The following is a 12157-nucleotide window of genomic DNA, read 5'->3' on the forward strand; positions in this document are numbered from 1 at the left end:
TCACATACATCATTTATGAGGGGTTCCTTATAGGACCCCTCCGTCATCTGTTTTGAGGAGCGGCAGGCCCCCCAGAGCCGGCCGAGGTCCTCTCAACTCCTGTCGAGCTGCTTCCAAAGCCCCGCAGGATAGAGATCGGCTTCGAGAACCGCCTCAAGTCGGCTGACGGTGCCGATGTCTGGCAGGACAAGCCCCTTGAGAATCCTGCCGATCGCCATGTCGGAGATCCCGGCCTGACTGGCCAAGGCCCGGTTGCTGAGACCTCTCGACGCCATGACCTGACCCAGGTTCCGAGCCAAGGCGAGTCCGGTGTGGGCGCTCTCAGGGGCGCCAACCACCAGCTCCACATCCGGCCACTGCCCGGAGAGAACGCAGTCGGCCGGCACCCGATGCAGGGGGCTCCTAGACACGTCCACTCTCCACTCGTCATGCGGTCCAAGGGCCTCATCCTCTCTCACCTTGCCCAGGCGGGCTGCTGATGCAGGCGCAACTTGTAGGTTGCACTATCGTGAATGCAACTTATATGTTGCACCTGCCTCCGGAATCACCAGCAGGAACGAGGGCTTCGCTTTGACCAACTACTTCGCACCACCTATCGACTTGTCCGACCTGCCCGGCTACCAGGAGGAGGACCTTCGGCCCCGGCGGTCGGTTTTCATCGGTCGGGTGAGCACCAAGGACAACCAGAATCCGGCCTCCTCCATCCCCCGCCAGGTAGCCCTGGCCTCGGCCCGGCTCGACCCCGGCGAGGAGTTCGTGGCGTACTTCTGGGACGTGGAATCCGGCATGCTGCCGGTCGAACTCCGCGGACTCGGCTCGCAGGAGATGTACGACGCATTGGGGGTTCCGGTCCGCCGTGACGGCGGCCTCCAGGACCTGGTGGAGCGGGCGTCCTATCACGGCTACACCAGGGCTCTGGCGGAGCGCTCTGACCGCCTGGCCCGGGTGATGCTCACCAGCCTCGGCGTCGAAGGCGAGCTGGAGAAGCTCGGCGTGGAGGTCATCTATGCGAACGAGCCGACCGGCGGAACCGAGTCCGGCCGGCTACGGACCCGGCGATACGGGCAGGTGGAGGCCGAGCTCTACCGCACCGTCATGATGGAGATGTCCATGGGCGGCCAGTACCAACACACCCTTGGGGGGTGGAACCACGGGCACCCGCCCTACCCGTACACCACTGTGGTGGACGAGAACGCCCCCGCAGCAGCCCGGAACCGGTTCGGCATCGAGCGCCCGAAGCGCAAGCTCGCCCCGCACCCGGACCAACGGAGGGTCGAAGCTGCCCGGCTGCTGTGCCGCCTTCGGCGGGAAGAGCACCTCAAGGGCGCCGACATCGTGGCCGTCCTGGCCGCCGAGCCCGACCTGTACCCCATCGAAGGGCACTGGACGATCAACCGGGTCGAAGGGCTAATCGCCAATCCGAAGCTGACCGGCTACCAGGTCTACAACCGGAAGGCGAAGCGCACCTCCCGGACAGGTCACTCCGTGCTCAATCCCATTTCAGAGTGGGTGTGGTCACCCGAGGTAGCCCACGAACCGATAGTGAGTCTGGAGGAGTGGAAGAAGGCCCGCCTGGTGACGGAATCGCTACGGAGTGCCTCCCTGGAAGAGGCCGGTACGTTGAGCCGCCTCCGTGCCGCAGCGCGGCGCATGGGCGTCACCGTCAACCCCATCACCACCAGCAGCTCCCACACGGTCTACCAGATTGGCACTCAGACGGTGGTGCTGCCCCGGCCGATCCCCGCTCCGATCGTGGAGCAGGTCATCGAAGATCTGATGGGGGCGGCGTGACCGAGATTGAAGCTTCGGCTACCCGCACCGGCCGCAACTGGAGCGTCCGTGTTCCGGGTTACCTGGTCTACGGCCGAGGGGCGACCCTCAAGGCAGCCAAAGCGAGCGCCGAAGCCGGCCTCGCCCTGATCGGAGTGATCGCCGAAATCCGGCTTATCCCGCAGTCGGCCGAACTGGAGAACCTGCGGGCCGCAGAGGCCGAGGTCGAGACTGCCCGCGAGACGGCCGTAAGGGCCCTTCACCTGCGGAAGGCGTCCAAGAGGGACATAGCCATCTCCACCGGGCTGCCCTATGCCCAGGTCAAGCGCATCCTGGCCGAACACTCAGAAAGGGGCACTGCCCCGGAGAGCAGCCCTACCTCAACCCAGACCCTGCATCATGAGCTCATGACCCCTCAAGTTCCAAGCACCGCAGACCTGGTGGACAGCACCGAGGGCACGCTTCTGATCGACTACCCATTCTGGATGCTCTACGGCGGCCCTTCCCGGGAGAACCTGCTCCCCAACGGCCAGGAGGCTGCCTTCGCGGGCGAGGAGTGCGCCATCCCGTCGGCCCAGGCCCGGATCTCCAGCCCGGTGACCATCAGCGAGTGGGACGGGCCGCCACCGGCCGGCCCCGGCGAGCTGATCGGCGAAGGCACCCTCGACTGCCCTCAAGGGGAGCTGGTGGTGGATACCCCGGCCACCGGCAGCGACCTTCGACTCCGTCTTGGAGTTCCCGGCCTGTACGGCGTGAGGGTCTGGCGAATCCACGAAGAGGCCCGAGAGCGCCAGGAGTTCGACGTACGGCTGTGGCTGCTCGAAGAGTGGCCGCCTGGTTCCTGAACAACGAAGCCGCCCCTGGGCCTTTGGCCCAGGGGCGGCTTCTGCGTCTCTACGAGCTTGGCAGCGGCTCTACTGGAGCGACGAGCCGCCCGATGGTGTCCGCGTGCTCTTCGCAGGCGTAGACAGGCCATGGAGGACCGCTGGCACGCTCTATCGCCCCGACGGTTCTTACCGGCCCAAGGCCGGGGCACCGGAGGCACTTGCCCACGATGCTGTCAGGCATCAGACCGCCCTGCACAGGCAGTTGGAGGCGGGGCTGAGTTCGGCGTCGGCCAGTGCATCGCGAAGCCGCCTGTTGACCTGCCGGGCCGGTTCCTCCTGTGATCCCCAGAGAGTCTCGGTGGCGCGCACCTGCTCCTCCATCTCACGGAGTTCCTCCCTCCAGGCGACCCAATCGACGTAGGGGCGCACCAGGGGGCCGGAGTAGGGGAGGGCCTTGATGGTCGGCTCCGGGGGAAGTTGCCGGCCGGGGAGGGGAACTGGGGCGAGTCCCGGGGTGGCCTGGGCGGCCCGGTGCTGGCCTCGGGCCGGCAACAGGAGGTGCAGAAGGGCACGGAGGGCCCAACCGATAAGGTGACGCATGTTCGTTCAGCTCCCATTAGCTGTGCGGACATGCCCCCGGGCACCGGTCCTACGCGGTGCCCGGGGGCTCTTTCGTTGGCCTCAGGGTAGGCCCACTCATACAAGTTATCCACCCCTCCACCCATCCACTCATGCAAGTAGAGAGATCGGAGCCAGCTCTCTAGGCTGCTGCCATGCCTGATCGTCCTCGCCGAGTGCCCCCGTATCGCATCGCCGCCACCGAGCTGGCTGCCGAGATCCGGGCCGGCGCCTACGACCAGGGCGTGGCGTTCCCTTCGGAAGCGGCGCTGGTCGAGCGTTTCGGCATGGCCACCGGCACCATCCGGCGTGCACTGGAGGTGCTGCGCGAGGAGGACGGGCTGATCACCACTCGGTGGGGCAAGGGCTCTGCGGTCGTGCCAGCGGCTGAGCGCCCGAACGCCTTGACTACGGAGTAGAACAACGAGCCGCCCCGGGCCAGTGACCCGGGGCGGCGCTGTTCGGCTGCGGCGTCAGCCGATGTCCACGAAGAACGGGTCACCGTCGATGATTCGCCAGGAGTGGTAGAACTGCACCAACGTGCCGCCCGCACTGAGGTTCTGGGTCTTGTCGAGGAGCCGGATCGAGTAGTTGCCGTTCGCGCCGGCCGCGCCCTCGTACGTCGAGGCGAACGGGTACTCGTCGCACTGGGTGGTGTCGGTGTTCCAGACCCCGAAGTAGGCCGCGCAGGCCGAGGAGACCATGCTCCGGTTCTGGGTGTACCGGTCGGTGCTCGCCTGGTTGTGCTGCGGCGCCAGGCGGGTCAAGGGCTTGGCCGAGTACACCGACCCCGGGATCGACTTCGTCCCGTTGTAGGTCAGCCACGGGATGGTGTCCTGCGGCTGAGACTGCGCGAAGTAGATGTGCTCCGCCACCTGGCCGTGGGCGGAGCTGGTCCGGCTGTAATCAACCATGCGAGTGGTGACGCCGTCGAAGATCGCGCCATGGCGGTTGTTGGCGTTGTACGGGGTCGAGTCGTGTCGGATCTTCGTGGTGTTGATCGCACCCCAGCCCGGGATGTCGCTCTGCGCTCGGACATCGACGGTGCAGCGGGTCACGTCCTCCGTGTCGGAGCCCGAGCCGGGATTGCTCCACACGCTGGAATCTGCGATCTCCCCGGCCTGCCAGTACGCCCGCAGACTCGGGGTGTGGGAGACCTGGTTACACCGGCCGCCGCTCAGGAAGAAGCCCACCTGGAGCGCTGCCGCGAGGTTGGTTGAGCCGGTGTCCACGAAGTTGTCGAACCCGACCTCGTACAGGGTCTCTCGGTTGCCGTTCGAGCCGCGCCCCGAGGTGGTGCACCGGTACGACGTCAGCCCGGTCACCTCCCCGTTGACCACGGTGTAGTACCCGCACCGGGCCACGTGGCAGTAGTTGAAGCGGTCGATCACCACGTTCGCGGGGCCGTTGCCGAACTGCGCCCGGCAGGAGGCCAAGGAGGCCGAGCCGCCCGCAGCGAGAGCGGGACCGGAAGCCGGGGCGTTCACGACCTTCGCGGCTGCGGCCTTCGCCTCGGTGTCGGCCTTCGCCTCGGCGGCCTTCATGGCCGAGGCGAGCTTCTCCACGGCCTGGTCGCGGGTGCCGAGGATCGTACCGATCGGGAACGGGTGCTCTGCGTCGGACATCATCACCGTGTAGGTGCCGGCCGGGACGGCCTCAGCCACGGTCGGAACGCCGACCGCGATGCCGGCCACCAGGCCGAGAAGCAGCGCGCCAAAGCGCCTGCGTATGTTGGAGGTACGCATGATCCTTCTCTCGTAGACGGATGGTGCGTGGAACCCGCCCTCCCCGGCCCCTGATGCCAGCATGTTTCGGGGAGGGCGGGAGTCTGTGTCGGCGAGGGGACGTTGTCCCGCGCCCTGGTCTTGGGCGCCCGTCCTGATTCGTGGGGCAACCAGGACGGGCGGGTGCCGACGTGTGGCGCAGGCGCTTTCCCTGCACCGTGCATCGGCGGCCCGGTCCGATGGCTGCGCGGCTGCACTGTCGGACCGGGTGTCGGGGGCCTACTGGCGGTGAATGGTCACGGTCGAGCTGCCGGAGGAATGTGCACCCTCGCGGGTCGGTGTCAGCGTCGGGGCGTCCTCGGGCCGGTCGTCATGGTCGTCATGGTCGTCCGGGGCGGTCTGGTCGGGCATGGGGTCCCCTGTCAGGTACCGATGGGGGTCAAGGGGGCCGCCCCGATCCGGCACAGCAGCAGTCAGGATCGGGACGGCCAGCACGGCTGCCACGGCCGCGCGCTGGAGCCCCAGGGGCGCCGAAGGGAGGCAACGGCGGCCCCGGGGAGTGGGGGGGTGCCCCACCGGGCTTGCCCCCGATGGGGCGTGGTCCTCGGGCAACCATGCCGGAAAGCCGAGGACCGGCCCGTTCGTGCCTGCGTCAAGTGCACGGCGCAGAACGGGAGTTCATGGGCTTGATCACTCGATCACGCGAGTCACAGTCACGTGATCGGTACGGGTCCACTCGAACTTGCGGTGCCCCGTCTCATAGGTGTGCTCGGACACCGCATCGGCCAAGGCGTGCTGACCGTTCGGGTGCCAAAACGGGGTCCACCCGCACGTTTCACACGCCGCCCCTACCCGAGAAGGGCGTGTGTCGTCGGGCACCACGTCGAAGTGCGCCACGGTGCGCCGCGCGGTCAACACCTCGGCCCGTCCTCGGAGTCCGGGTCGGACCGGCCCAACGCGAGGTAGTCCGACCGTCGGTGCAGCGGCATCGGCTCGGGGTCGTCGGGCGGCAGGGGCGTGTGAAAAAGCATCGGGCCGTCCATCCGGTCCGGGTAGGCCCCGCACCCCTCGGGCAACGTGATCTCCAGCGCCAACGGCTGGCCGGCGGGGATGTCGTAGCGCTCCCGGGCGATCCGGTCCAGCATCTCGACCAGGCCGGGACCCCGGCACTCATCCACATCCACGCTCCCGGCCTCGCCCTGGTCGATCTCCACCAGGTACCGGTGTCGGGGGTCCGCCAGCTCGACGCTGACGACCCGGCGGTGCGGGCCGGTGTCGCGGTGTCCGTGATTCAGCATGGCCGGATCACATCAGGAAGAGACGGGAGCGGCTGGGCCGCCCGGTCGCGTCCGCCCCGTAAACCGTCACCGTGCCATCACCGTGGAACACCGTGTCGGCGGGGGGCTTGGGCTGCTCGGCGGGTGCGGGCTTGTTGTCGGGGTCGGGCTTGTTGTCGGGGTCGCTCATAGCGCTACTTCCTGACGTAGGGGGCCCGGTGGCCGGTACGCCACAGATGGGCCAGAGCCTCGGAGTAGGCCGTTGGTACGGCCGCCTCCCGGCTCTGTACGTCCTCAGGCATCTCGCCCTCGGGGTCGGTATCGGGTGTCAGCAGGGGCGGCCGGTAGAACGGCGACCAGGTGCCCGGATCGGTACTCACCAGAGCAGCACCAGGCCGAGCGTCCCGAGGACGATCAGGGCGCACAGCGGGGCGGCCCACAGGTCGGCGAGAGATCCATCCGTGTCCTCGGCCTGGTCGTGCGCCGCGCGGTAGGACCGCATCTGCTCCGTCGTCCACTCCGTCCACGGATCGGGCTTAGTCATGCCACCATCCGGGCCAGTGCCAGACGGCCGCACTGACCCTCCCGGTAGTGCCGCTGACGCACTATCCGCACGTCGGCCAGTCCGGAGCGGTTGTGCTCTCGGAGCGCGGTGTTCCTCCGCCGGTCGAGCCGATCGCAGATCAGGCAGTCCGTCGGCTTCCAGTCAGCCATCGAGGGCCTGTCTCTGCGTCGAGCTTCGGGACCAACCGCCGGTCTGGTAGTCCGGGAACGGGGCCCGGTATGCGGCGGAGCACACCGACCCGCGCAGGCTCGGGGGGTCGATCCGGATCTCGGCGTCCAGCTCGGCGCGCTGCTCGGGGTCCGCCTCGCTGCCCAGCTCGATTCGGGCCGGCTCGGACGGGGGGTGAACCGCCCGCCGGCTGACGGCCGTTCGCTGATGCGGCATGCCCATGGTGCGCCCTTTCGTCCGGCGGACCATCGAGCGGTCCGTCACTGATGCGGTGCGTTCTGTTACCAGCATCGGCATGAATGGCTACGATCACCAGGGCTAGAACTTTGACTAAACCGGCATGTGGAAGGGAACCAGGACCCTTGACCGAACAGGAAGTTGACGTTCCGTCGTCCTCAGCCATTCGCTTTGGGGAAGAACTTCGCAAGTCACGGCGGGCAAAGGGGTGGTCACAGACCGAGCTGGGGCGCCGCATGGGGTTCTCGAACACCCTGGTCTCCTACGTGGAACTTGGCCGTCGTCCTGCAACACGCAACTTCGCTGTTGCAGCCGACACAGCGCTGAAAACCCCGGAGACGTTCTATCTCCTGTGGCGCACCGTCGCCCGAGCTGCGCTGTTGGAAGGGTTCACCGAGTTCGCCGAGGCGGAGGCGCGATGCCGACAGTGGCGAACCTTCGAACTCGGCGTGATCCCTGGTCTCTTCCAGACTCCGGCCTACTCTGCGGCCCTTGAGTCGGCCAGCGTTGCCCGGGGCCGCATCACACAGGCTCAGGCTGACGAACGGCTTCGCTTCCTCACCGGCCGCCAACGGCTTCTCGGTCAGAAGCGGCCCCCCAAGATCCATGCGGTGATGGATGAGAGCTGCCTCACCAGCATGGTTGGCGGCCCCCAGGTGATGGCCGAGCAGCTACGGCACATTGAGGCACTGGTCGAGCACGCGCACATCACAGTGCAGGTGGCCCCCGCCTCCCTCGGTGAGCACCGAGTCTTCCTGCTGCCGGTTGTGCTACTAACCCAAGCTGATCGGTCAGTTATCGCCTATGCCGAGTCACAGTTGCGCGGGCAACTAGAGCGGGATCGGCGGGCAGTTGCAGTGTGGGAAGACGACTACGATCATCTACAGCGAGAGGCCCCGTCCGAGCGGGTCTCACTCGAAATGATCCGCGCTGTTCGGAGGGATCTCGAATGACCGTCAACCTGACCGGCGCCGTGTATCGCAGCTCCAGCTACAGCGGTAACGGGGGCAACTGCATCGAGCCCGCGCTGAACCTTGTGACCCCGCAGGGCATCGTCCCCGTCCGTGACTCGAAGGACCCCGAAGGGCCTTCACTGGTCTTCCCGGTCTCCTCATGGGCCGCCTTCGCCTCCGCCGTCGCGGCCGGCGAGTTCGGCACCGTGTGACCGGCTAGACCCCGGCGAAGCCCCGCCTCCGTGCCACGTGGAGGCGGGGCTTCGTGGCACCTGGGGGCGCCTCCAAGATCATTCCCACCGCCACTCAATCGCCACAGGACACCCAGAATCAGGCCGAAATAGGCCCGAACAGGCCGAAGGGCACGCTCTTTCCGGCAGCCACGAGAAAGGCCCCCTGACCTGCGAAGATGCAGGTCAGGGGGCCTCCCCCTAGCTAGGCGACGGACGAGCGCGACCTATACGCCGGGTTCTGTCTCCCGGGGTGCTTGCGCGGCCCGGGGAGGCGGCCATCCATCTAGGGCTGCCGTTGCCGACAGCCTCGTGCGGTCTACCCGCGAACTCGGGCGAGCAGCCCTCGATCATCCGCGCACGGTGCCCGGGGGCACCGATCTTGACCTTGCTCCAGGTGGGGTTTACCTAGCCGGCCGAGTCACCTCGGTCGCTGGTGGTCTCTTACACCACCGTTTCACCCTTACCCCCGACCGGAGTCGGTGGCGGTCTGCTTTCTGTGGCACTGTCCCGCGGGTCACCCCGGGTGGGCGTTACCCACCACCCTGCTCTGTGGAGCCCGGACGTTCCTCGGCGAGCCCCCGAAGGGACCCGACGCGACCGCCCGGCCGGCTCGTCCGCCGTGCTGCTCATCGTAGCCGGTCGGAGCGGACGGTCCGGACAGCGGCACCGGCGGGCGGGCGGCCTCCTGGGCGGCCATCACCTCGTCGCCGTACTCGAAGGCCCAGGCCCCGATGGCGTCGACGGGGCCGAGCAGGGTGCGGCCGAGGGTGGTGAGCCGGTACTCGACGCGAGCTGACGGACCGTCCGACGGGTGGCGTGCCACCAGGCCGTTGAAGTGCAGGCGGCGGAGGGTCTCGGTGAGCACCTTGGGGCTGATCGAGCCGATCCGGCGGCGCAGGTCGGCCGGACGGGCCGGGCCGTCGCGCAGGGCGTGCAGCAGCACCGGGTTCCAGGTGTTGGCGAGCAGGTCGAAGGCCAGGCGGGCCCGGCAGTCGGCGAGGCGGTCGTGAGTCGGCACGTACCACATGGTGCCCGATCGACTACCTAGCGTGGTCGGTGGCCATCCGGGCCGGAGCAGAGGGAGCGGTGTGATGAGGATCGGCGTACTGGGCACGGGCAACATGGCGGACGCACTGGCCGGCCACTGGGCGCGGGCCGGCCACCGGGTGACCGTCGGCGGGCGGGACGCGGGGCGGGCGGAGCGCCTGGCGGAGCGGATCGGCGGAGCGGCGGACAGCCTGCGCGGGGCGGCGGCGGCCGGGGAGGTGGTGCTGGTGGCGCTGCCGTTCGGGGTCGGGGCGGCGGTGGTCCGGGAGGTGCGGGCGGAGCTGGCGGGGCGGGTGCTGGTCGACTGCTCGAACCCGGTCGGGCCGGGCTTCCGGCTGCTGACGGGTGACGGACCGTCGGCCGCCGAACAGCTGGCCGGGGCGGCCCCGCAGGCCCGGGTGGTGAAGGCGTTCAACCTCTGCCACCAGGACGTGTGGCGGATGCGACCGCCGGTCTTCCAGGGGCGGCCCCTGGCGGTGCCGGTCTGCGGCGACGATCCGGCGGCGCTCGGTCGGGTGCACGAGCTGGTGCGGGACGCGGGCTGCGAGCCGGTGGCGGGCGGCGGCCTGGAGCGGGCGCGGCTGCTGGAGGCGACGGCCGCCCTGTTCATCGGCCTGTGGGTCGGCGAGGGGGCGGACGTGCAGGCCATCGCACCCCCACTGGCCTACGCGGCCGGCCCGGCGGGCGGAGCCTGAACGGCTGACGCCGGTCGACCGGCCGGGCGGGCCGGCATCGAGCGGGCGGGGCCGAACGGCCCGGCGTCGAGCGGGCGGGCCCGCGTGTCGGGCCGGGCCGCTGCCGGGGCCTGAGGGGCCGTCAGGCCCGTAGTGCCCCCGCGACAGACGAGCCGTCAGGCCGGGGCGAAGCGGACGGTGCGGGCGACCGGGTCGGCCAGGGTGAGGCGCACCTCGACGCGTTCGCCGAGCGGGAGCGGGCCGTCCCCCTCGCAGCGGCCGACCACGGCAGGCTCGCGGAGCTGGACGGTGCCCTTGGCCGGGTGGCGCTCGTCCACGTCGATGACCACCGCGTCGAAGCGTTCGCCCTCCCGCCCGTGCAGCAGCTCGGCCTCGACCAGGTCGACGCAGGCTCGCTCGATCTCCCGGGCCCGCCGGTCGCCACCCTCCAACAGGGCGGGCAACTCCAGGAGTTGCTCACTCACCCAGGCGGGTGGCTCGGTACCGCAGGCGATCGCCACGCAGAGCTCCTGGACGTACCGGTCCCCGAGCCGCCGCAGCGGCGCGGTGCAGTGCGCGTACGGCGCGGCCAGCGCCGCGTGCCCCGGATCGGCCGGCGGCGCGATGCCCCGGGCGGCGTCGAAGGCGTGGTAGCCGGCTCCGCGCAGCAGGCCGGTGCACTCCTTGAGGAAGGCGGCGTGGTGGGCCCGCTGCGGGTCGAGCGAGCGGATCAGGGCGGGGTACGGCGTGTCCGGCGGCCAGTCCACGTCCAGCGCCTTGGCGGTGCGGCGCAGCCGCTGGTAGGCGGACTCGGGGGCGGCGGGCAGGGTGCGGAGCAGGCCGATGCCGGCGTCCAGCATCAGGTCGGCGGCGGCCATGCCGGTGAGCAGCGAGATCTGGGCGTTCCAGCCGTCGGCCGGTCGCGGCGCCCGGTAGGCGAGCCGGTAGCCGCCGTCCTCCGGCTCGATCTCCTGCTCGGGGACCGGCAGGCTGACGCCGCCCCGATCGGCCTCGCGCTGCTCGCGCAGGCGGCCGATCTCGGCGAGCAGCCGGAGCTGCCCGTCGGCGCTGCCGCCGTCGACCGCCTCCTGCACGCCCTGGTAGTCGAGGCGGCGGCGGGAGCGGACCCGGGCGCGGCGGACGTCGGCGAGCAGCACCGTGCCGTCGGCGTCCAGGTCGATCTGCCAGAGCAGGGCCGGGCGCAGTTCGCCGGGGAGCAGGCTGGCGGCGTCCTCGGAGAGCCGGGCCGGGTGCAGCGGGACGCGGACGTCGGGGAAGTAGAGGGTCTGGACGCGGCGGTGGGCCTCGGTGTCGACGGCCCCGCCGGGGCGGACGAAGGCGGCGACGTCGGCGATGGCGTAGTGCACCCGGTAGCCGTCGCCGCGCCGGGCCAGCCCCATCGCCTGGTCGAGGTCGCGGGAGCCGGGCGGGTCGACGGTGAACAGCTCCAGGTCGGTGGCGTCGAACTCCGGCAGCCTCGGCACCCCGGCCGCCCGCTCGGCCTCCGCCGCCACCTCCGGCGGCCACCCGCTCGGCAGTTGGAGGCCCTCCCGCAGGCCAGCCAGCTCCCGGTTGATCCGCGCGGTGTCGGCGGCCCTGATCCTCAGCTGTTGACGCGGCATGCTCGCAGCGTACGGCGACCCCGACCTGACGGCCCGTCGGACCGGCCCGGGCGGTCACGCCGGGTCCACCCGCGACCGCTTGCGCTCCCCGGGAGACAGAACCCGGCGTACTGGCCGCCCTGTCCCGCACCGGTGACGGCCCGCCGGTCCGTGGCTACGCTGCCGGGATGCACTGGTACGCCTTCGGCACCTACCTGACGGGCTCGATCGGGATGATGATCGGCAGCAAGTGCGAGCGCGGTTGGCACACCTGGGTGCGGTGGCAGCGGATCACCTGCACGGTCTCCGCCGCGGTCGCCCTCACCGGCCTGGTCCTGATGGACGCGCCTTGGCCCTGATGGACACGGCCGGGCTCCGACACCCGGGCGAGCCGCCGAGCTGACGGTGGGCGGGCCCGCCCGGCACGGGGGCGGGCGGTGGGCCCGTACAGTGGCAGGGTCCG

The 12157-nt window shown here is 70.0% G+C and carries 17 protein-coding genes, 1 other RNA gene and 1 pseudogene; 7 read left to right on the top strand and 12 right to left on the bottom strand.

Going from position 1 to position 12157, the window contains the following annotated elements; genetic code table 11:
• Window positions 1–92 precede the first annotated feature (92 nt).
• Window positions 93–275 carry a multiprotein-bridging factor 1 family protein gene (locus ACIRBX_RS12110; RefSeq protein ID WP_402296461.1) on the bottom strand — a complete coding sequence of 61 codons (183 nt, stop codon included), beginning with the start codon at window positions 273–275 and terminating at the stop codon, window positions 93–95.
• 391 nt (window positions 276–666) lie between these two features.
• Here ACIRBX_RS12110 and ACIRBX_RS12115 point away from each other — a divergent pair, with 391 nt between their 5' ends.
• Both ACIRBX_RS12115 and ACIRBX_RS12120 read left to right on the top strand, forming a co-directional pair.
• On the top strand, window positions 667–1791 hold the full coding sequence (locus ACIRBX_RS12115; protein WP_402295814.1) for a recombinase family protein: 1125 nt from the start codon (window positions 667–669) through the stop codon (window positions 1789–1791).
• The gene (locus ACIRBX_RS12120; RefSeq protein WP_402295816.1) at window positions 1788–2615 is read left to right on the top strand and encodes a hypothetical protein; all 828 of its coding nucleotides are present in this window, start codon (window positions 1788–1790) and stop codon (window positions 2613–2615) included. Before ACIRBX_RS12115 ends, ACIRBX_RS12120 begins: the two co-directional genes overlap by 4 nt.
• A gap of 222 nt (window positions 2616–2837) precedes the next feature.
• Here ACIRBX_RS12120 and ACIRBX_RS12125 read toward each other — a convergent pair whose 3' ends face one another.
• Window positions 2838–2978: a hypothetical protein gene (locus ACIRBX_RS12125; protein WP_402295818.1), complete on the bottom strand. Its 141-nt coding sequence runs from the start codon at window positions 2976–2978 to the stop codon at window positions 2838–2840.
• A gap of 392 nt (window positions 2979–3370) precedes the next feature.
• On the opposite strand from ACIRBX_RS12125, the gene ACIRBX_RS12130 reads away from it, so the two are divergent.
• On the top strand, window positions 3371–3634 hold the full coding sequence (locus ACIRBX_RS12130; RefSeq protein WP_402295819.1) for a GntR family transcriptional regulator: 264 nt from the start codon (window positions 3371–3373) through the stop codon (window positions 3632–3634).
• A gap of 54 nt (window positions 3635–3688) precedes the next feature.
• Here the strand turns inward: ACIRBX_RS12130 and ACIRBX_RS12135 are convergent, their stop codons facing one another.
• The 7 genes from ACIRBX_RS12135 to ACIRBX_RS12165 all read right to left on the bottom strand — a co-directional run bounded on the left by ACIRBX_RS12135 (window position 3689) and on the right by ACIRBX_RS12165 (window position 7246).
• Window positions 3689–4960, bottom strand: a complete 1272-nt coding sequence (locus ACIRBX_RS12135) for a NucA/NucB deoxyribonuclease domain-containing protein (RefSeq protein WP_402295821.1) — start codon at window positions 4958–4960, stop codon at window positions 3689–3691.
• Between the two features lie 258 nt (window positions 4961–5218).
• Complete coding sequence (locus tag ACIRBX_RS12140; protein WP_402295822.1) at window positions 5219–5350, bottom strand: hypothetical protein; 132 nt, start codon at window positions 5348–5350, stop codon at window positions 5219–5221.
• Between the two features lie 500 nt (window positions 5351–5850).
• The gene (locus ACIRBX_RS12145) at window positions 5851–6237 is read right to left on the bottom strand and encodes a hypothetical protein (RefSeq protein ID WP_402295824.1); all 387 of its coding nucleotides are present in this window, start codon (window positions 6235–6237) and stop codon (window positions 5851–5853) included.
• A 7-nt stretch (window positions 6238–6244) separates the two neighbouring features.
• Window positions 6245–6406, bottom strand: a complete 162-nt coding sequence (locus tag ACIRBX_RS12150; RefSeq protein WP_402295825.1) for a hypothetical protein — start codon at window positions 6404–6406, stop codon at window positions 6245–6247.
• A gap of 186 nt (window positions 6407–6592) precedes the next feature.
• Window positions 6593–6760, bottom strand: coding sequence for a hypothetical protein (locus tag ACIRBX_RS12155; protein ID WP_402295827.1), 168 nt, complete (start codon window positions 6758–6760; stop codon window positions 6593–6595).
• Window positions 6757–6930, bottom strand: a complete 174-nt coding sequence (locus ACIRBX_RS12160) for a hypothetical protein (RefSeq protein ID WP_402295829.1) — start codon at window positions 6928–6930, stop codon at window positions 6757–6759. Before ACIRBX_RS12160 ends, ACIRBX_RS12155 begins: the two co-directional genes overlap by 4 nt.
• Complete coding sequence (locus tag ACIRBX_RS12165; RefSeq protein ID WP_402295831.1) at window positions 6923–7246, bottom strand: hypothetical protein; 324 nt, start codon at window positions 7244–7246, stop codon at window positions 6923–6925. The genes ACIRBX_RS12160 and ACIRBX_RS12165 overlap by 8 nt, the downstream gene beginning before the upstream one ends.
• 65 nt (window positions 7247–7311) lie before the next feature.
• Here ACIRBX_RS12165 and ACIRBX_RS12170 point away from each other — a divergent pair, with 65 nt between their 5' ends.
• Together ACIRBX_RS12170 and ACIRBX_RS12175 are read left to right on the top strand one after the other, a co-directional pair.
• A complete protein-coding gene (locus ACIRBX_RS12170; protein WP_402295832.1) occupies window positions 7312–8139 on the top strand; it encodes a Scr1 family TA system antitoxin-like transcriptional regulator in 828 nt (275 codons plus the stop codon).
• Window positions 8136–8351: a DUF397 domain-containing protein gene (locus ACIRBX_RS12175; protein ID WP_402295834.1), complete on the top strand. Its 216-nt coding sequence runs from the start codon at window positions 8136–8138 to the stop codon at window positions 8349–8351. The genes ACIRBX_RS12170 and ACIRBX_RS12175 overlap by 4 nt, the downstream gene beginning before the upstream one ends.
• 231 nt (window positions 8352–8582) lie before the next feature.
• Here the strand turns inward: ACIRBX_RS12175 and rnpB are convergent.
• Together rnpB and ACIRBX_RS12185 are read right to left on the bottom strand one after the other, a co-directional pair.
• Window positions 8583–8985, bottom strand: an RNA gene (gene rnpB / locus ACIRBX_RS12180) — RNase P RNA component class A.
• Window positions 8986–9051: 66 nt separating this feature from the next.
• Window positions 9052–9399 (bottom strand): annotated as a pseudogene (locus ACIRBX_RS12185) (winged helix-turn-helix transcriptional regulator); the annotation flags it as partial.
• A gap of 64 nt (window positions 9400–9463) precedes the next feature.
• On the opposite strand from ACIRBX_RS12185, the gene ACIRBX_RS12190 reads away from it, so the two are divergent.
• Entirely contained in the window at window positions 9464–10114 is a 651-nt protein-coding gene (locus ACIRBX_RS12190; RefSeq protein WP_402295835.1) for an NADPH-dependent F420 reductase, read from the top strand.
• Between the two features lie 155 nt (window positions 10115–10269).
• On the opposite strand, the gene ACIRBX_RS12195 is transcribed toward ACIRBX_RS12190, so the two are convergent.
• Window positions 10270–11715: an RNB domain-containing ribonuclease gene (locus tag ACIRBX_RS12195; RefSeq protein WP_402295837.1), complete on the bottom strand. Its 1446-nt coding sequence runs from the start codon at window positions 11713–11715 to the stop codon at window positions 10270–10272.
• A gap of 167 nt (window positions 11716–11882) precedes the next feature.
• Between ACIRBX_RS12195 and ACIRBX_RS12200 the strand changes: the two genes are divergently transcribed.
• On the top strand, window positions 11883–12053 hold the full coding sequence (locus ACIRBX_RS12200) for a hypothetical protein (RefSeq protein ID WP_402295839.1): 171 nt from the start codon (window positions 11883–11885) through the stop codon (window positions 12051–12053).
• Window positions 12054–12157 lie beyond the last annotated feature (104 nt).

The sequence above is a fragment of the Kitasatospora sp. NPDC096147 genome (assembly GCF_044763225.1).
In the GTDB taxonomy this organism is placed as follows: domain Bacteria; phylum Actinomycetota; class Actinomycetes; order Streptomycetales; family Streptomycetaceae; genus Kitasatospora.